This is a genomic window from Rasiella rasia (assembly GCF_011044175.1).
In the GTDB taxonomy this organism is placed as follows: domain Bacteria; phylum Bacteroidota; class Bacteroidia; order Flavobacteriales; family Flavobacteriaceae; genus Marinirhabdus; species Marinirhabdus rasia.
Genome location: NZ_CP049057.1, coordinates 1,253,073 through 1,271,618, shown reverse-complemented (window position 1 = coordinate 1,271,618; position 18,546 = coordinate 1,253,073). Strand labels below are relative to the sequence as shown.

General features: G+C 38.0%; 17 protein-coding genes. 14 read left to right on the top strand and 3 right to left on the bottom strand.

Annotated elements, in window-relative coordinates:
- Positions 1 to 72 precede the first annotated feature (72 nt).
- The 3 genes from G5B37_RS05700 to G5B37_RS05690 all read left to right on the top strand — a co-directional run bounded on the left by G5B37_RS05700 (position 73) and on the right by G5B37_RS05690 (position 3,783).
- A complete protein-coding gene (locus G5B37_RS05700) occupies positions 73 to 1,791 on the top strand; it encodes a TonB-dependent receptor (protein ID WP_164679099.1) in 1,719 nt (572 codons plus the stop codon).
- A gap of 71 nt (positions 1,792 to 1,862) precedes the next feature.
- Positions 1,863 to 2,075 carry a hypothetical protein gene (locus G5B37_RS05695; RefSeq protein ID WP_164679098.1) on the top strand — a complete coding sequence of 71 codons (213 nt, stop codon included), beginning with the start codon at positions 1,863 to 1,865 and terminating at the stop codon, positions 2,073 to 2,075.
- Between the two features lie 61 nt (positions 2,076 to 2,136).
- Positions 2,137 to 3,783, top strand: a complete 1,647-nt coding sequence (locus G5B37_RS05690) for an amidohydrolase (RefSeq protein ID WP_164679097.1) — start codon at positions 2,137 to 2,139, stop codon at positions 3,781 to 3,783.
- A gap of 1 nt (position 3,784) precedes the next feature.
- Here the strand turns inward: G5B37_RS05690 and G5B37_RS05685 are convergent, their stop codons facing one another.
- Positions 3,785 to 4,546 (bottom strand): membrane metalloprotease, encoded by a 762-nt coding sequence (locus tag G5B37_RS05685; protein ID WP_164679096.1) that lies wholly within the window; start codon positions 4,544 to 4,546, stop codon positions 3,785 to 3,787.
- A gap of 45 nt (positions 4,547 to 4,591) precedes the next feature.
- Here G5B37_RS05685 and G5B37_RS05680 point away from each other — a divergent pair, with 45 nt between their 5' ends.
- Positions 4,592 to 5,131 carry a DUF2059 domain-containing protein gene (locus G5B37_RS05680; protein ID WP_164679095.1) on the top strand — a complete coding sequence of 180 codons (540 nt, stop codon included), beginning with the start codon at positions 4,592 to 4,594 and terminating at the stop codon, positions 5,129 to 5,131.
- On the opposite strand, the gene G5B37_RS05675 is transcribed toward G5B37_RS05680, so the two are convergent.
- Complete coding sequence (locus G5B37_RS05675) at positions 5,106 to 5,822, bottom strand: class I SAM-dependent methyltransferase (protein ID WP_164679094.1); 717 nt, start codon at positions 5,820 to 5,822, stop codon at positions 5,106 to 5,108. The genes G5B37_RS05680 and G5B37_RS05675 overlap by 26 nt on opposite strands.
- A 63-nt stretch (positions 5,823 to 5,885) precedes the next feature.
- On the opposite strand from G5B37_RS05675, the gene G5B37_RS05670 reads away from it, so the two are divergent.
- The gene (locus tag G5B37_RS05670; protein WP_164679093.1) at positions 5,886 to 6,380 is read left to right on the top strand and encodes a YkgJ family cysteine cluster protein; all 495 of its coding nucleotides are present in this window, start codon (positions 5,886 to 5,888) and stop codon (positions 6,378 to 6,380) included.
- A gap of 35 nt (positions 6,381 to 6,415) precedes the next feature.
- On the opposite strand, the gene G5B37_RS05665 is transcribed toward G5B37_RS05670, so the two are convergent.
- A complete protein-coding gene (locus tag G5B37_RS05665) occupies positions 6,416 to 7,786 on the bottom strand; it encodes an exo-beta-N-acetylmuramidase NamZ family protein (RefSeq protein WP_164679092.1) in 1,371 nt (456 codons plus the stop codon).
- 10 nt (positions 7,787 to 7,796) lie between these two features.
- Here G5B37_RS05665 and G5B37_RS05660 point away from each other — a divergent pair, with 10 nt between their 5' ends.
- The 9 genes from G5B37_RS05660 (at position 7,797) to G5B37_RS05620 (ending at position 18,543) form a co-directional block, all read left to right on the top strand.
- Entirely contained in the window at positions 7,797 to 9,032 is a 1,236-nt protein-coding gene (locus tag G5B37_RS05660) for an ABC transporter permease (protein ID WP_164679091.1), read from the top strand.
- 53 nt (positions 9,033 to 9,085) lie between these two features.
- Positions 9,086 to 10,444: a pyridoxal-phosphate dependent enzyme gene (locus G5B37_RS05655; protein WP_164679090.1), complete on the top strand. Its 1,359-nt coding sequence runs from the start codon at positions 9,086 to 9,088 to the stop codon at positions 10,442 to 10,444.
- Between the two features lie 136 nt (positions 10,445 to 10,580).
- Positions 10,581 to 11,855 (top strand): DUF2851 family protein, encoded by a 1,275-nt coding sequence (locus G5B37_RS05650; RefSeq protein ID WP_164679089.1) that lies wholly within the window; start codon positions 10,581 to 10,583, stop codon positions 11,853 to 11,855.
- A gap of 50 nt (positions 11,856 to 11,905) precedes the next feature.
- Positions 11,906 to 12,136, top strand: coding sequence for a PspC domain-containing protein (locus G5B37_RS05645; RefSeq protein ID WP_164679088.1), 231 nt, complete (start codon positions 11,906 to 11,908; stop codon positions 12,134 to 12,136).
- Positions 12,133 to 13,143 carry a potassium channel family protein gene (locus tag G5B37_RS05640; protein WP_164679087.1) on the top strand — a complete coding sequence of 337 codons (1,011 nt, stop codon included), beginning with the start codon at positions 12,133 to 12,135 and terminating at the stop codon, positions 13,141 to 13,143. Before G5B37_RS05645 ends, G5B37_RS05640 begins: the two co-directional genes overlap by 4 nt.
- A gap of 93 nt (positions 13,144 to 13,236) precedes the next feature.
- Positions 13,237 to 14,928 (top strand): alanine/glycine:cation symporter family protein, encoded by a 1,692-nt coding sequence (locus tag G5B37_RS05635; protein ID WP_164679086.1) that lies wholly within the window; start codon positions 13,237 to 13,239, stop codon positions 14,926 to 14,928.
- A gap of 49 nt (positions 14,929 to 14,977) precedes the next feature.
- Positions 14,978 to 15,862: a ComEA family DNA-binding protein gene (locus G5B37_RS05630; protein WP_164679085.1), complete on the top strand. Its 885-nt coding sequence runs from the start codon at positions 14,978 to 14,980 to the stop codon at positions 15,860 to 15,862.
- A gap of 75 nt (positions 15,863 to 15,937) precedes the next feature.
- Positions 15,938 to 17,101: an acyl-CoA dehydrogenase family protein gene (locus tag G5B37_RS05625; RefSeq protein WP_164679084.1), complete on the top strand. Its 1,164-nt coding sequence runs from the start codon at positions 15,938 to 15,940 to the stop codon at positions 17,099 to 17,101.
- Between the two features lie 11 nt (positions 17,102 to 17,112).
- Positions 17,113 to 18,543, top strand: coding sequence for a carboxypeptidase-like regulatory domain-containing protein (locus tag G5B37_RS05620; RefSeq protein ID WP_164679083.1), 1,431 nt, complete (start codon positions 17,113 to 17,115; stop codon positions 18,541 to 18,543).
- Positions 18,544 to 18,546 lie beyond the last annotated feature (3 nt).

Genomic DNA, 18,546 nt, shown 5'->3' with positions numbered 1-18,546 from the left:
ACACATGCTATGGTTCATACATATAAATTTATAAAGCAAGCTTTTACATTCGGCTTCAGCTTTAAACGAACAATGCTTTTAGGGTTCCTTTTGCTGTCAACAGCTGTTTTTGCACAGGAAGAGGAAGAAAATATAGGGACAGAGGTTATTAACATTGTTAAACCGTATACCCCTACCATTAGCGATGCTTTTAAGGTGAAACAAACACCATTGCTAAACGATTCGGTGACCACACAAAAAAAGAAGGTACAGTATCAAATATTCTCAGTGCCTGTGGCCTCTACATTTACACCAGCAAAAGGAAAGGCTGCTACCGTTGAAAAATCTAAGCCTATGAAGTTGTATGATAATTATGCAACCTTAGGTTTTGGGAATTACACTAGTATTTTAGGAGAGTTGTATAGTAACTTTCAGATTAGTAGAACAGATGATGCAGGCTTCTTTTTTAGACATAATTCTTCTCAAGGTGGTATAGAAGATATTCGAGTAGATAACAAATATTACAATACCCAATTAGATGGTAACTATACCAGTCGTCAGAGAGATGTTGCTTACAGACTTGATGCCGGTGTAAAATATCAAGTTTTTAATTGGTACGGCTTAAATGAATCTTTTAACACGGTAGACGATGCCTTTATAAATAGTCTAGACATAACTCAGACCTATTTTAGCGGGTACGCTGGCGGAACGATTTCGATAGATGAGTCTGTTTTTGATAGGGTGTCGGCTAACGTAAGGTATTTGGGCGATGGTTTTGGGTCATCTGAGTTTAACTTCACAGCAAAACCAGAATTCTCTTTTCCGCTTACCACGTTCACCCTTAAAATAGATGGTGAAGTAGATTATTTAAGCGGAAGTTTCGAAAAAGAATACCTAGGCATAACCGAAGTAAACCACAATGTACTCATTGCAGGTGTAAGTCCGTCGTTAGTATATGTAAACAACGATTTAACTGTTTCTCTAGGAGTTGCGACCTATATTGGGTTAGAGTTAGACGACGAAATTTCTGAATTTTACATCTACCCAAAGCTAAATGCTTCATACCGATTGGTAGACGAATTGCTTATAGCATACGGTGGGGTAGATGGCGGACTCTCACAAAATAGTTACTACGATTTTAAAGAAGTGAATCCGTTTGTGTCACCAACACTCACGGTCGTTCCAACAAGTCAGATTTATAATGGTTTTGGAGGTTTAAAAGGGAAACTCACCAATAGTGTTGGTTACAATGTGCGCGCTTCTTACGGAAGGGAAGAAAGCAAGGCGTTGTTTAAAAATAATCCAGACCTTGGTAATGGTACTGCAGATTTAGAAGGTTATGAATATGGAAACTCTTTTAACGTTGTATACGATAACATAAACACCTTAGCTATTTTTGGTGAGTTGAAAGTTGACGTTTCTGAAAAATTTAGTTTGGGTGTAAACGCAGAATTTTTAAGCTACGATACAGAAATAGAAGCAGAGGCATGGAATTTACCTGAATTAAAAGCAACCTTATTTTCTAATTTTAGCATTACTGAAGAAATTTACGGAGGCGCCAGTTTATTTTATGTAGGAGAACGTACCGACCAATACATAAATGTTGGGATTATTGGACCTGGCTTGGCAACTATTGAAACGTTAGACGCGTATCTCGACGCAAATGTACATCTGGGATATCGGGTAAATGAGCGCTTATCAATTTTTGCTAAGGGAAGTAATTTGTTGAGTGATAATTACGAAAAATGGCTTAATTATCCTGTACAAGGAATTCAAGGATTGTTGGGAGCAACCTACAAATTTGATTGGTAACGCAACGGTTTGTTGATTTTTCATCTTTTCTGAAATAGTACAATTTTACTAATTGGTTAAAAAAAATGTCTATGAATCATAAAAAGATGCTACTCATTTTTGCTGGAATTGCCATTGGGTGTATTTCATTGGGATTTCTTCTAGATAATGACCAACCGTATGATAGTATTTGGCAGACTGTTTTTGAGTTTTGTTGGCTAACAGCCTTGTTGTTTGGGTTACAGGCAGTATTATACTTTTTGGGTGTGTGCTTTTATAAATTAGCGGTACGATTTAGAGCTTAATAAGTTTGAATCGTTCGTTTCGTTGTGTTAGATTTTCTATTTTTACTGAAAACTAGCAACCATGAAATCTATCCTGTTTTTCCTAACCGCTTTACTTATACTAACTTCTTGTGCCCCAGAGAAAATTTCCGCAGATCTACTCGTTAAAAATGCAACCATCTACACGGTAAATCAAAATTTTGATACCGCCAATGCGTTTGTCATTCATGATGGTAAAATTGCTGAAGTAGGTAAAAAACCTGAACTAGAATTAAAATACGCTATTGCCGAAACGTACGATGCCAAAGGGGCAACTATAGTTCCTGGTTTAATAGATGCCCATGCGCATTTGTATAACCTTGGTGTTACGCGCCAACAAGTAGATTTAGTAGGGACTACCAGTTTCGAAGAGGTTTTAGAACGTGTTAAAGACTTTCAAAATGAAAAAAATCTAACAGTTATTAAGGGTCGTGGTTGGGATCAAAACGATTGGGAGGTGAAAGAGTTTCCTACTAACGTCGCTTTAGATTCGTTGTTTCCAGACATTCCTGTAGTACTTACGCGTATAGATGGTCACGCTATGATTGCAAACAGTAAAGCCCTTGAACTCGCAGGTATCACCAATATCACCATGGTAAAAGGCGGTGAAGTTGTGCTCGATTCAGAGAATAAACTAACAGGGATACTAATTGATACTCCAATGGGAATGGTATACCGGGCATTACCAGCCCCGACTCAGACTTTTTCTGTAGCGGCACTTAAAGAAGCTGAAAAGATTTGTTTAGAGTTAGGACTAACTACTGTAAATGACGCAGGCTTATCTAGAGATGTTATTGAACTTATTGATAGCCTACAACAAGCAGAAGCGCTTAAAATTAAAGTGTATGCTATGGTAAGTAATAGCGAAAAGAACTTAGATTATTTCTTAAAGAAAGGTGTAATAAAAACCGATAGACTAACGGTGCGTTCTGTAAAAGTGTATGCAGATGGAGCCTTGGGTTCTCGTGGCGCGGCTATGCGTAAAGAATACAGTGATAAACCTGGTCATTTTGGAGCAATGATTACTCCTGCAGAAGACCTTGAGCTATTGGCTAACAGACTAGCGAGGGCAGGGTACCAAATGAATACACATGCAATAGGTGATTCTGCTAATATTTCAGTATTAAGAGCCTATAAAAAAGCCCTAGAAAACTATCCAGATGCACGTTGGAAAGTAGAACATGCACAAGTTGTATCTATGACCGATTTTGATATATTTTCAAAAAATATCATCCCTTCTATACAACCAACGCACGCTACAAGCGATATGTATTGGGCAGAAGACCGCGTAGGTGAGAAGCGTATTAAAGGTGCTTACGCATACAAAAGGCTCTTAGACATCGCAGGAATCGTTGTACTAGGAACAGACTTTCCCGTAGAACGTGTAAATCCGATGCACACTTTTTATGCTGCAGTTGCTAGAAAGGATTTAAAAAATTATCCCGAAGGTGGATTTAGAATGGAGGATGCGCTTAGTAGAGAAGAAACATTGAAAGGAATGACCACGTGGGCAGCCTATTCAAATTTTGAAGAAGCCGAGAAAGGAAGCATTGAAAAAGGTAAGGCTGCAGATTTTACCGTGCTAGACCGAGATATCATGACGGTGCCTGTAGATAGTATACCAAACACAAAAGTACTCGCCACATTTATAAATGGTAAAAAGGTATATGCTAGAAAAGATAAGGAATAACTTACTTACCGCCTTTAGCTTGAAGGTCTGCTATACATAAAGGATCAAGCGTAGGAATATCTGCCGCGGTTGGATTAGGCAATGTACTAGGAATTGTACTTGCAAAATACATTAGGCAATCTTCTACGACACAATGTTTATTACTGTCCGGATCTTCATGGTTTGTTGGGTGAATATCGTCGTCTAAAATGTTTATTAGACCAAACAAATGCCCAAATTCATGACGCAGGGTAGTTGCTTCAACTAAAAAACGATCTACCTGTAAACTCTGCAACGTTTCCTGATAAATAACAACAGAGGTATTTCTGTAAGCTGTTCCCAATGTTACACTAGAGGCGGTGTCTCCAGACGCGTTACCGTTAGCAAAAAATACATACACCGCAATCTCATCGCCGTTGGTGTAGCGCGTACGGTGAGTACTTTCAATATCTCTAATTTCTTGAGTGGTGTAAGGAGCTCCTTCTGGGGGTGAGATAACAGTTTCAACAATCTGAACGCCACCAGGTTTGTTTACACGCTGATTTAAAAACGTGCGTAAGTTATCGATAGTCTCTTGCTCTGGTCTAAACCCGTTACTGTAAACAATTTCTACCACTAAGGTTTTGTAAATATCGTCAGACAGTAGATCTTCTGCAGATTGTCCTAAACCTAATAAATTTTCAGAACGATCATCATTTTCGGAAGCGTCATCATCCTTTTTACAGGCAGTTAGTATCACAGAAAAAGCAAGAAGCAGTAGGAGTTTAGAAAAGTAGGTCTTCATGTATTTATTTCGTAATTTTAGCAAACATAACGTAATTATGTCATTATGAATATAGGTCGTCTTTTTTTAACGCTTTTTTTTACGCTTTCTTTTATAGTCTGTGCTTTTGGTCAAAACTTTCAGGAAAAGATAGGCGAGTACCTTCTTATAAACGGCACACATACGCAATACAGCAATGCGTATGACCAAATGTTTGAAATGTTAGAACGACAATTTTCTAATGAGAATGTACCTAGTTCGTTGTGGGAAGAGCTTAAAAAAAACAAAGAGGTTGAGGTAAATAATGTGCTTACCTTATTAGGCGCTGCGTATCAAAAAAACTTCACGGAAACCGATATTTCTGAAATGTTAGCTTTTTATAAGTCGGAAGCAGGGAGACAACTCGTTGTAGATGCGAATACCCTTTCTGAAAATCAGCGTGCTGAGGTGTCGCAATTTTTTGGCTCAGAAGTTGGGCAGAAAATTGCCTCGGTACAAAAAGAACTTGCCGCAGATGTCTCTCAGGTTTCTGAATTTTGGAGCCGTGATTTGTTTAAGGCTACTACCGAAAAATTAAGTGCTAAAGGGTATCATCTACCACACTAAGTTTCGCTAGATAATCGAAATTCTCGCCTTGAGCTAGTATTTCGAATAAAAATCCTTCGTTCTCAGCCAATTCTTGAAATAAACGCGGGTCTAGGTAAAGCCAAGGAAATTCTTCTGTTGTTTCACCCTTGTAACTCATTGTAAATGTTAATTCGCCGTAATACCGATTAGCAGGTACCCAAATACTACCATCTTCGTTACGGTCGTACATGTATTGCAAATCGCTAGAATCTATTAAAATCTGTCCGTTTGGAGCCAATAGCCCTTTTAAATGTTGTAGATGTTTAGGAGTCTTGGAGACAGTTTCAAAAATTCCGGTGCCGTTCATTAAAAGAAGTATGGTATCGAAGGTTTTATTTTGTAAGCTGAGAACATTTTTATGCTGTGAGTGACGTACTCCTCTGGCATTGGCAACATGCACAGCACCTTCAGAAATATCTATTGCTGTCACATCATGTCCTTGCTTTTGTAGCCAAAGAGAATGACTCCCAGCACCACACCCAACATCTAAAACAGTTCCTTGGCATTGTTGCAGAGCGTGCTGTTCCAATTTGGGCATTTCAGCATAGGTTCTAAAGAGATACGGCAGCGGTAATTCATCTTCGTCACTTATATTGGTTGCCGCAAGAATGTCTTCAGAATAGTTTCCGTTGTAGTAATCTTGTAACGCTTTTCCGAATAAATCTGTCATGTAGCAAATGTATAACTTGTTATTAGTGGTATTGAAAAGGTTTTGTTTTTCTACTTTTGTAGTATGGACGAAACCCTACGGAAACTTCCTAGAAAAGCCAAAGATACGCATAACGAGAGCAAAAAATTCTTTGCTAAACTCAAGAAAAAACCACCAAAAAATCTTGATGTTCTAATGCAAGACTTGCACGATGCCGAATTTGAGCGAACTGACTGTTTAACATGTGCCAACTGCTGTAAAACTACTGGGCCTTTATTTACAGATAAAGACGTACAACGTATTGCTAAGCATTTTAGAATGAAACAACAGCAGTTTATTGAAACGTATCTGCGCGTAGATGAAGACAACGATTATGTTTTACAAGCTGTGCCGTGTATTTTTTTAGGTGAAGATAATTACTGTAGCATTTACGATGTTAGACCTAAAGCTTGTAGAGAATTTCCACATACCGATAGAAAGAAATTTCAGCAGATTTCAAACATTACCTTGAAAAATGTGGCCATTTGTCCAGCTGCATACAATATTGTTGAAGAAATGAAACGTAGGATAAATTTGTAAACTGTAAACGTGGTTGAGGTACTCGAAGTTACCTGTTACTCATATAATAAATACTTACTACGTGTTTTGCTGAAATCTTTAAGACCAGGTAACCATGTTTTTCTAATTTCACGGTACGTATAGCCTTTCTCAATTTGTTCCTGCAGTTTCTCTGTACCCGCAAGCGTGGTGAAAAATTTACTGAAGAAATCAGATTTTTTTCCGTTCGCTACATAAGCTTCAATAAGCCATTCTAAATTCAGCTTGTCCATTTTAGGATAGTTACGCAAGTCTTTTCCGAAGCAGCGTTCATTCTTAAATTTTGGGTGTTTTGCTCCTTCATTAGATTTTGGCGTAAATTCAAATTCGTAAAAACGCTGCGGTAATGAAGGTGCTCCAAAAACCTGAAATTGCATATCGGTTCCTCGGCCGGCGCTTACAAACGTTCCTTCAAAAAAGCATAGGCTAGGATAAAGTGATATGGCAACATCATTAGGTAAATTAGGCGAAGGTTTAATTGGTAAGGAATACGAGCTATCGTGCGTATACCCAGCTACTTTCACAATCTTAAGGTCACACTGAACACCATTTGCCAACCACTTTTCACCATTTATCATTTGCGCATATTCGGCAATGGTCATGCCGTGAACCACAGGTATTGGGTGCATGCCCACAAAGCTTTTATGTTCAGGCTCTAAAATAGGACCGTCTATATAATGCCCATTTGGGTTGGGTCTGTCTAATACTAAAAGCGGTATACCTAGTTCTGCACATGCTTCCATTATGTAGTGCAAGGTAGAAATGTAGGTGTAGAAACGAGCGCCCACATCTTGAATGTCAAAAATCATGAGGTCTATACCGGCCAGTTGTGAAGCACTCGGTTTTTTATTTTTTCCGTAGAGAGAAATTATAGGCAATCCGGTTGTTTTGTCAACACCATCAACAATCGTTTCACCTGCATCTGCAGTGCCTCTAAATCCGTGTTCCGGGGCAAAAACAGCTTGAACATTTATTTTCTGACTAACAAGGAAATCTACAAGATGCATTGTTTCTAGTGCCACAACTTCAGCACCGTCCATTTTAGTAGGTTTAGACTCAATATTTAGTACAGAAGTTTGATTGGCTACAATACCTAGGGTCTTTCCGCGAAGTAGTGCAGCGTATTCATTGTATCTGTTAGCCCCAACTATAATTTTGGTGTTGGATTCATTAAGTTCTTCAACATCTCCAACTTCCATAGTAGTTGTAGCATCTTGAGGTTGTCTTTTATTGTAACGGCTGTTGGCTTCGGAAACTTCTTTTCCTGTTTCAATAAGGTTGTTTAATGATCCCGAGTCGCCTTCGTTAGTTTCGTTCTGGGTACTTCCGCAGGAAAAAAAGGCGAGGAACAAGATTAATATGGTATTTTTGAACAACAGTAACCGCATAGTTCAGTTTGTGAATTTCGAATATTTCATCGCCAAGCGCATCATTGCTGCTAAGGATTATAAAAGTAGTATTTCAGGACCAATAATAAAAATTGCAATCACTGCAATTGCTATTGGAATTATCATGATGTTGGTAAGTATAGCCACCACTCTAGGATTTCAGAAAAAAATACATGAGAAGGTATCTGCATTCAACGGAGATATCCTCATTACCAACTACGATACCAACCAAAGTAACGATTCGCAAATACCCATAAGTAAGAAGCAGGCATTTTACCCAAAATACACTTCTGTAGAAGGAATAGAGCACATTCAAATCACCGCATCTAAAGGTGCTGTAATTAGAACGGCCACTACCTTTGAAGGTGTTGTTGTAAAAGGTGTTGGTACAGATTATAATTGGACGTATTTTAAAGAGTTTCTTCGCGAAGGACGTCTACCAGAATATACGGGAGAACTAAACGAGGAAATTTTAATTTCTGAATATCTGGCGAATCGCCTCGACCTGAAACTTAATGATAAGGTAGTAACCTTCTTTCTACAACAAGGAAAAACGCAGAAGACGAGAAATCGCGGATTTAAGGTGGTGGGTATTTACAATAGTGGGTTTCAACAATTTGATGAGCAATACCTCATTGCAGATATCAGACACATACAGTTTTTAAACAAATGGGAAGATGACCAGATTGGTGCCTTTGAAGTGTTTGTGTCAGACTTTGACGATATCAACACCGTTGGTGCTGCGGTCTATCAAGATGTTGGAAGTAAGCTAGATGCGGTTACTATTAGACAGAAGTACGGGTCTATTTTTGAATGGTTGGATTTATTCGATTTTAACGTTGCGCTTATTATTGGAATTATGATTTTGGTAGCGGGAATTAATATGATAACCGCTTTGCTCGTTCTTATTTTAGAGCGTACCCAAATGATTGGAATATTAAAAGCACTAGGAAGCAGCGATTGGAGTGTGCGTAAAGTGTTTCTGTATAATGCTATGTATCTAATTTTGGTTGGCTTGTTCTGGGGAAATGTTATCGGACTCGGACTTTTACTCACGCAAAAATATTTTAAACTTTTTCCGCTAAATCCAGATACTTACTATGTAACCGAAGCACCCGTTTATCTAGATTTTGGTTTTATAGTATTGCTGAATGTAGGTACTTTTATCTTGTGTTTACTCATGCTTCTTGTACCAAGCTATATTATTGCCAAGATATCTCCTGTAAAGGCAATTAGGTTTGAGTAATTTCTTTGTTCTTCCGAAGTGATAATTGTACCTTTGCACCTTCAAAACACCCTATGAACTACGCAAAGAACATCTTAGAAACTATTGGAAATACACCAATGGTTAAAATCAATAAATTGGCCGAAGACATTCCAGCATTGGTGTTGGCTAAATACGAAACTTTTAATCCTGGAAACTCGGTTAAAGACCGTATGGCGTTGCAAATGATTGAAGACGCCGAAGCCGATGGAAGACTACAACCCGGAGGCACTATTATAGAAGGAACCTCGGGAAACACAGGAATGGGTCTTGCGCTTGCTGCTATTGTAAAAGGCTACAAAATGGTGTGCGTAATTAGCGATAAGCAGAGTAAAGAAAAAATGGATATTCTGCGTGCTGTGGGTAGTAAAGTAGTGGTGTGCCCAACCAATGTAGAGCCGGATGACCCAAGAAGTTATTACTCAACATCGGCACGTTTGGCAAAAGAAACTCCAAATAGCTGGTATGTAAACCAATATGACAACCCGAGCAATGCCAAAGCGCATTACCAAAGTACAGGTCCAGAAATCTGGGATCAAACAGATGGTAAAGTAACACACTTTATTGTAGGTGTTGGTACGGGAGGTACCATTAGCGGTGTAGGTAAATATTTAAAAGAAAAGAATCCGAATGTGAAGGTTTGGGGCATCGATACCTACGGAAGTGTCTTTAAAAAATACCACGAAACAGGTGTTTTTGACGAAAACGAAATTTACCCGTATATCACCGAAGGTATTGGAGAAGATATTTTACCGAAAAACGTAGACTTTTCTGTTATTGATGGCTTTACTAAGGTAACCGACAAAGATGCGGCAATCTACACCCAAAAATTGGCGAAGGTGGAAGGTATGTTTTTAGGAAACTCTGCCGGAGCCGCTATGAAAGGAATCTTGCAGTTAAAGCACCATTTTTCCAAAGATGATGTGGTAGTAGTGTTGTTTCATGACCACGGAAGTAGATATGTAGGTAAAATGTTTAATGACGAATGGATGCGCGAACGTGGTTTTGTTGAAGATGAGGTTACGGTAGCTTCAGATCTAATTAAAGACCATGCAGACAAACCTTTAGTAACTGTAAAAACTGAAGAATTAGTAAGTCATGCCATTGAACGTATGAAGCAATACAAAATTTCGCAAATCCCGGTTGAGGATACCAGCGGATTTGTTGGTGCTTTAGACGAAACTGACTTGCTTCGGAAATATCTTGAAAACAAAGATGTAGCTCAGCTTCCTATTAAGCAAGTAATGCACGATGCTTTTCCTATTGTAAAGAAAGACACTCCAATTGAAGAAGTCTCTAAACTTATTCATAAAGAAAATAATGCGGTACTAGTAGACCTAGGCAACGGAAAATACCATATTATTACCAAGCACGATATTATTAGTGCACTATAATAATGTGAGCAGTGAGCTGGAGGTTTTTAAAGCCATTTCCCCAATTCACAATTTTACCAGCTAGTTTATTACTTTTTTTTGAGTATCTTTAATACACTGATTCTTATCGGTGCAGCTTCCCACAATTTTTTTTCAGATGAAAGAAGATTTTCTTCACTATGTGTGGAAGTATCAAAAACTGACTACTGCGTTACTAACTACAATTTCTGGAGAGACGGTTTCTGTAGTTCATCCCGGATTACACAATACCAATGCAGGTCCCGATTTTTTAAATGCACAGCTTGTAATAGATGGGCAACTTTGGGCGGGTAACGTAGAAATTCATGTCAAGTCATCAGATTGGTATGCACATAAGCATCAAGACGATTTTAATTACGACAGTGTTTTGTTACATGTGGTCTGGGAATACAATGTCGCTGTTTTTCGAGAAAATGACGAACCAATCCTAACGGTAGCAATAAAAGACCGAGTAACGCCAGCTGCCGTTATTGGGTATAAATCGTTGCTTTCTGGTCATGCTCGATTTATTAATTGTGAGCAGAATTTTGCATTGGTAAAAGAATTTACCCTTGAGAACTGGTTAGAACGTGTGTATATAGATCGGTTACAACAAAAAATAGTACCACTGGAAAAAGAACTACGTAAAACTAATAATCATTGGGAATTGCTACTGTTTAGGCAATTGTGCAAGACCTTTGGTTTAAAAGTGAATGGCGAATCGTTTGCCAGTATAGCCCACTCGTTTCCATTTTCGGTGGTGCAGAGGTGTAAAGGCAATGTGTTTATGTTGGAAGCCTTGTTATTTGGGCAAGCAGGGTTGCTCTTGGGCGAGTTAGAAGATGCATATGCGCAAAGGTTACAAAGAGAATATCACTATCTGGTAAAGAAGTTTAAGTTGTCAAATAGTACAGTGATTGCGCCAAAATTCTTTCGATTGCGGCCAGCAAATTTCCCAACCCTACGTTTGTCTCAATTGGCTGTTTTGTATGCAACTAGTGATTATTTATTTTCATCAATAATTAATTGTACAGATAAAGATGCGTATTACAAGGTGTTCAACATTTCTGCAAGTGCGTACTGGAAAACACATTACAACTTTGGGGTTACTTCTTTAGAAAAGGAAAAAGCACTTACAAAAAGCTTTATAGATTTGGTACTGCTTAATACCGTAATACCCATTGTATTTTGTTATGCGAAACTGGAAGGAAAGGAAGTTTCCGAAGAAATAATTGATCTAGCTGCATCTATTGCGCCTGAACTAAATAGTATAGTAAAACAATTTAACAGCCTTAGACCAATAGCCAATAATGCATTAAAAAGTCAAGCCTTGTTACAGCTTAAAAAGCATTATTGTGATGCCAATAGGTGTTTAGACTGTGCGGTAGGTCATACGTTGTTGCATGAATCGTAATAAGTGGCATAGGAAACGCTTCTTCGTGAAAATTTCCCTAATTTGCACTCATGCTTAGCTTAGTTTATAAGATACGATACTATTTTGAGAAACATGGATTCTACGTGTCATCTCGCTTGGCAGACCGTTTAGGAATGCGGGTAAAAAGTGTACGCTTGTTTTTTATTTATGTGTCTTTCGCAACATTAGGAGTGTGGTTTGCGGTATACCTTACGCTAGGGTTTTTACTTAAATTGAAAGATTTAATTTATACAAAACGAACGTCGGTATTCGATTTATGAAAAGACTGTTTGGATCTAAATTGGCGTTGGCGCTACTGTTGTTGGTAGTCATTTTTTTGATTGGTGTATTTGGTTACAAAATCATTTCAGAATACTCGTGGGTAGATTCGTTTTATATGACGGTAATCACTATTACCACGGTTGGGTATGGAACCATTGGGCAATTGTCTCCAGGTGAAAAAATATTCACCTCAATTTTAATACTTTCTAGTATTTTTATTGTGGGATATGCTATTAGTGCCATTAGTGAGTATTTACTGAGTAAAAGTAATATTGGAAATTTTAAACGAAAGAAGGTGCAACACAAAATAGACTTATTGAAAAATCACGTAATTGTGTGTGGTTATGGACGAAACGGAAAACAAGCCGTTCATAAATTGGAAGCGTACGATAAAGATTTTGTAGTCATTGAAATGAGCGAAGACATTGTTTCTAGACAATTAGAAGAAGGAATGTTGTTTATTGAGGGCAACGCCGTAGAAGACGAAATGCTTTTACAAGCTGGTATAGCAAGAGCAGGAACACTTATCTGTGCGCTACCAAGCGATGCAGACAATCTGTTTATCGTGTTATCTGCGCGACAGATGAATTCCAATTTAAAAATTATTAGTCGCGCTACCGAAGATACAAGCTTTCAAAAATTAAAATTGGCGGGTGCCGATAATGTGATTTTACCAGATAAAATTGGAGGAGACCATATGGCAAATCTTGTAGTAACACCAGATTTGGTCGAATTTTTAGATAATCTAGCCGTTTCTGGAAGTGGCGACAGTATAAATGTAGAACAAATACCTTTCGAAAAAGTATGTTCTAACGGCGAAGAAAAAGCAATTAAGGAGTTAGATATACGTAAGAAAACAGGGTGTAGTGTAATTGGCTACAAATCTCCTGAAGGCAACTATATTGTAAATCCAGAACCGTCTTTGGTGGTTAAAAAAGATTCAAAACTAATTTTGATTGGGCGTCCAGAGCAGATCGAAAAGCTGAAAAATCAATATGACGTTTAAGAAATGGTTAACTTTTTAACGGCTAAAATTTGAAAACGGTTAATTTTTTTAGCATCTTGCTTGACCTAAAAAAGTTTCACTAAAAACCAAATTATGAAGAAATTTCTTCTTTCTCTATTTACACTACTCATTCCAATTTTAACTTTTGCTCAAGAAGTAGAAGAAGTTGGGCTGGATCAGAAAATTGATCAGGCATTTCAACCTGTATCAGATTTCTTCTTTAATATGATTTTCTTTGAAGTAGCACCAAGTACACCCTTTGTAATTGTACTGTTGGTTTTAAGTGCTATATTTTTCACCCTTTATTTTGGTTTCCCAAACATTCGCTTTTTTGGAAAGGCAATCAATACCGTACGTGGAAAATATGAAGATATAGAAAAGTACGGGGCAAAAGAATTGTACGGAGAAGGTGGCATCGCGCAGGGTGTTGATATGAACAAGGTAGAGAGTATCGATAAACATCTAGAAACTGCAGATGAGCTGGCTATAGATGGAGATATACGCGATACCATTAGAGATGAAAGTAGTGATGGAGAGGTGTCTCACTTCCAAGCATTGGCTACTGCTGTTTCTGGTACCGTAGGTAATGGTAACATCGCAGGTGTAGCATTAGTGATTGCCTTAGGGGGGCCTGGAGCAACCTTCTGGATGATTGTATGTGGTTTGCTTGGGATGAGTACAAAATTTGTAGAATGCACACTAGGAGTTCAATACCGAGATGTAGGAGAAGATGGTACTGTGTACGGAGGTCCTATGTATTATTTGAGTAAAGGATTAAAAGAACGCGGATTTGCATGGCTTGGTAAAATTGCTGCTGTTTTGTTTGCAATTTTCTGTATTGGAGGTTCTTTTGGAGGTGGAAATGCCGCTCAAAGTAATCAGGCTACAATTGTAATAAAAGAAATGTTTAATTGGGAAAGTACTGCTGCCGGAGCTATCGTAGGAATTGTTCTTGCAATCTTAGTGGGTATTATTATTATCGGTGGAATTAAGCGTATCGCTTCAGTAACCGAAAAAGTGGTGCCGCTTATGGCAGTAATGTATATTTTATGCTGTTTGTATATCATATTCAGTAATTTCTCTCTAATAGATGACGCTATTGCTCTTATTGTAAGAGAAGCTTTTAATCCTACCGCAATTGGAGTAGGTAGCCTTATTGGTGTACTCTTAGTTGGATTTAAAAGAGCAGCCTTTTCAAATGAAGCAGGAGCCGGGTCTGCATCTATTGCACACTCTGCAGTTAAAACAAAATACTCTGCATCTGAAGGTCTTGTAGCTTTGTTAGAGCCATTTATAGATACGGTTGTTATTTGTACCATGACCGCATTGGTAATTATCATTTTTAACTTTGGAGGCTATTTCGATTATGGAGATGCAACTGGAGCTGGAATGGTATTAATAGACGGAGTTTCTTATGAGGGAGCAGGTATTACCTCTAAAGCATTTGCAGAATACATACCGTACTCTGATGTGTTCTTAACTATAGCTGTAGTATTATTTGCAGTGTCTACTATGATTTCTTGGTCTTACTATGGTCTGCAATCATGGAAGTACTTATTCGGACGAGGAAGAGCGGCAGATATGGTGTACAAACTTTTATTCTTAACCTTTGTAGTAATTGGTGCAGCAGCAAGTATGGGGTCTATCTGGGCATTCTCAGACGCAATGATTTTTGCGATGGTTTTCCCTAACATGATAGGTCTTTTCTTCTTATTCCCAGTAGTGAAGAAACAACTAAACCGATACCTAGATGCTATTAAGCTGAAACGAGATGCTATAGAATAATAGAAAATAAAATACAGGTCGACTCCCTTTTTAATTTAAAAAGAGCGTCATGACTAAATTTAATCTAAAATCCCACCTAACTTTTAACCGAAGTGAACAAGGTGGGATTTTCTTTTTAACCCTTCTTATTGTTGTATTACTTAGTATTTACCTTTTTGTAGACTTTTCTTCGGAAAGCGTCTTTGATGTTACTTCTTCGGAAATCGTCCAAAAACAGCATTATCTTGATTCTTTACGTTGTGTTGAACAAGAGGCAAGAAAGCCTAAGATATACCCGTTTAATCCAAATTTTATAACAGACTACAAAGCATACACCCTCAAAATGCCCCCAGAATCTTTTGATAAATTAAAGGCCTTTCGAGAAAAGGATCTGTGGCTACATAGTGTCACCGATTTTAAACGTGTAACGGGTGTTTCAGATGTATGGCTCGATAGCATTTCGCCCTACTTCAAATTCCCCGAATGGATCACCAATCCGAAGCCTAACTATACGTCTAAATACAAAAATTTCCGAAGTAAACATACCCTCTCAGAAAAAACAGATCTAAATACGGCCACTGAAGAAGAACTACAGGAAGTCTCAGGAATTGGTCCAGCGCTAAGCAAACGTGTTATTTCATACCGAGACAAACTAGGAGGATTTACAGAAGATGTTCAGCTCTACGATGTTTATGGTTTGTCTTCAACTGTAGTAGCACGAGTAAAAGAACGCTTCACCGTAAAAACTCCACGACCCATAACTCACATAAATGTAAACACAGCAACCGCATCAGATTTAGCAACAATTCCAGGAGTATCGTTTGAGCTTGGAAAAGATATTTGGGAGTTTGTTCGGTTGCGTGAAGGCTTAACAACACTTTCCGAACTTGAAAAAATAGACGGCATGACTGCCAATAAATTACAGCGAATTCAACTATATTTGTCTGTTGAATGAAGAGCAGTTTTTAAATTAAAAAACCTTTTAAAAGCTACGCATACAAACCCCAAAAAACATTAAAAATAGACACTAATGAGCGTATATTTCACCGAAGAACATGATTTTTTTAGAAAGAGTTTCCAAGATTTCCTTCAAAAGGAAGTTGTACCCCACATAGAAAAATGGGAAGAAACTGGACATATAGAACGGTTCATCTGGGAGAAGTTTGGCGAGATGGGATATTTCGGTATTAATTACCCAGAAAAGTACGGTGGTATGGACTTAGACTTGTTCTACACGGTAATCTTCTTAGAGGAGCTTCAAAAGATTAATTCTGGTGGCTTTGCTGCTGCAATGTGGGCGCATGCGTATTTGGCTATGACGCACTTAAACAAAGAAGGCAACCATGCGCAGAAGGAAAAATATTTAACACCTAGTATAACAGGAGAAAAAATTGGTTGTCTCTGTATTACTGAGCCGTTTGGTGGTAGTGACGTATCGGGTATGCGAACTACAGCGGTAAAAGAAGGCGACTCTTATATTATTAACGGGTCAAAAACGTTTATTACTAACGGAGTGTATAGCGATTACCTAATTGTTGCCGCTAAAACCGCTCCGGAGTTAGGAAATAAAGGTATCAGTATCTTTGTGATGGACAGAGAAACTGCTGGTGTTTCGGCAACCAAACTAGATAAATTAGGATGGAGGGCGAGTGATACTGGAGAAATAGCATTTGATAATGTAAAAATCCCTGCTGAAAATTTAATGGGTGAAGAGAATAAAGGTTTTCCATATATCATGCAGCATTTTGCCCTTGAGCGTTTAATTATGGGTATTAACTCGCACGCAAGAAGCGAATGGGCAATAGAATATACTATTAACTATATGCAGGAACGTATGGCATTTGGTAAATCTATCTCAAAGTTTCAAGCGCTGCGCCATCGGGTTGCGCAAATGGCAGCCGAGAATGAAGTGTGTAAGACGTTTAACTATGTTACCGCACAGCGCTTAGATAAAGGAGAATATGTAGTGAAAGAGGCAACTATGTCTAAACTTATTTCAACTAAAGTTGCAGATGAAGTGGCGTACGAGTGTCTACAGATGTTAGGAGGGTACGGTTATATGGAAGAATACCCGCTGGCACGAAACTTGCGTGATAGCAGATTAGGTCCTATTGGTGGTGGTACCTCAGAGATACTTCGTGAAATTATAGCGAAGATGGTCATGGATGGTAAGAGCTACAAAAAGGCAACTTAAAAAACAATTACATGAGAAATTTCAAATACTACCTTGCATTCAGTTTTATCTTAGTTTTTTTCAGTTATGCTGCAACAGCACAAATTGAAATCAAAAACAAAATTGTTGATTTTGGTACATTGATGCCTATTGAAAATGCAAGTATTTATGTGAAAGGTACCACGATTGGGGTAGTTAGTAACTCTGATGGGAAGTTTGTACTCTCAGTACCTAGAAAATTTGCAAACGATACACTGGTGGTTTCTTCTATTGGATACCGGAGTTTTAAATCGGTTGTTTCAGAATTTGATGGTAGTATGGATATCTACCTAGAAGAAGATGTTGCTTCTCTAGATGAGGTGCTTATTGTTGCAGAAACACGACCAAAAACAGGAAATGATATTGTGCTACGCGCCATAGAAGAACTGGAAGATAATTTGCCAGAGTACGCGTATCTGCAAAAAGGTTTTTTACGACATAAAGAGCGAAATAAGCTAGAATATAAATGGCTTATCGAAAGCGCCTTAACCTTATACGACTCGAGCTATGCGGCAGGAGCGAAAAACTTTTTAAAGATAAACATTGATGAAAATCGAAAAAGTTACGATTTGCGCGATGTGGATAGTTTGTACGCCTATACGGCATATTTGAAGAAACGTACCAACAACAAGAAATTACGAGCTAAGAATTTAAGAAGAGATACTATAAAAACAGCGTCGTTGGTAAAAGCGATACGCTGGAATGACGAACGTGTAAATGGTTTAGAAAATCTATTTAAAGGAAAACTAAACATGATTCGAAATGCGAACGGTACTAAAGCGCTTTTCGGGGAAGATATGTTAGAAAAACATCAATTTAGATTAGACACTGTGCTTGTTGAAAATGATAGAAAACTCTATAAAATTGAAATTTCAAAAGGTAAAGAATATGTAGGGCTAAATACGCCAGGCATGTTTAACGAGGGCTTTGAAGCAAGAGGATGGTTATATATCTACTGGGACACCTATGCCTTTAAAAAGGTAGAATATGAGCTTGTAGCGGCTTCTAAAGAACAAAAGAGCAGAAGTAAGAGTTTATTTGGCACATTATTAAATCATAAGCTGGTTATTAATTATAGAGAATATCAAGGTAAAATGTACCCTAATTACATTTACTACGAGACGCCAAAATTGGTGAATATTGGAGACCGTTCTTCAGATCAGTTTGTTGAAGGTAGAGAAGCGTATAACGAGAATAAGGATGAACGGTATTACAATACTATACAAGAAATTATTTTTACAGAGGTTATACAAGACTCCACTGTTATTGCGCAGGAGCTGCAAAAAGAATGGTCTGAAGATATTTTCTCGCCACGCCCTTACAATGAGGAATTCTGGAAAAACTATAATGTTTTATTAGAAAGTGAAGAAGAAGAAAAGCTAATCCAGGATTTAAGCAAGCGAGCTTCATTGTTTAAGCAGTAAGGA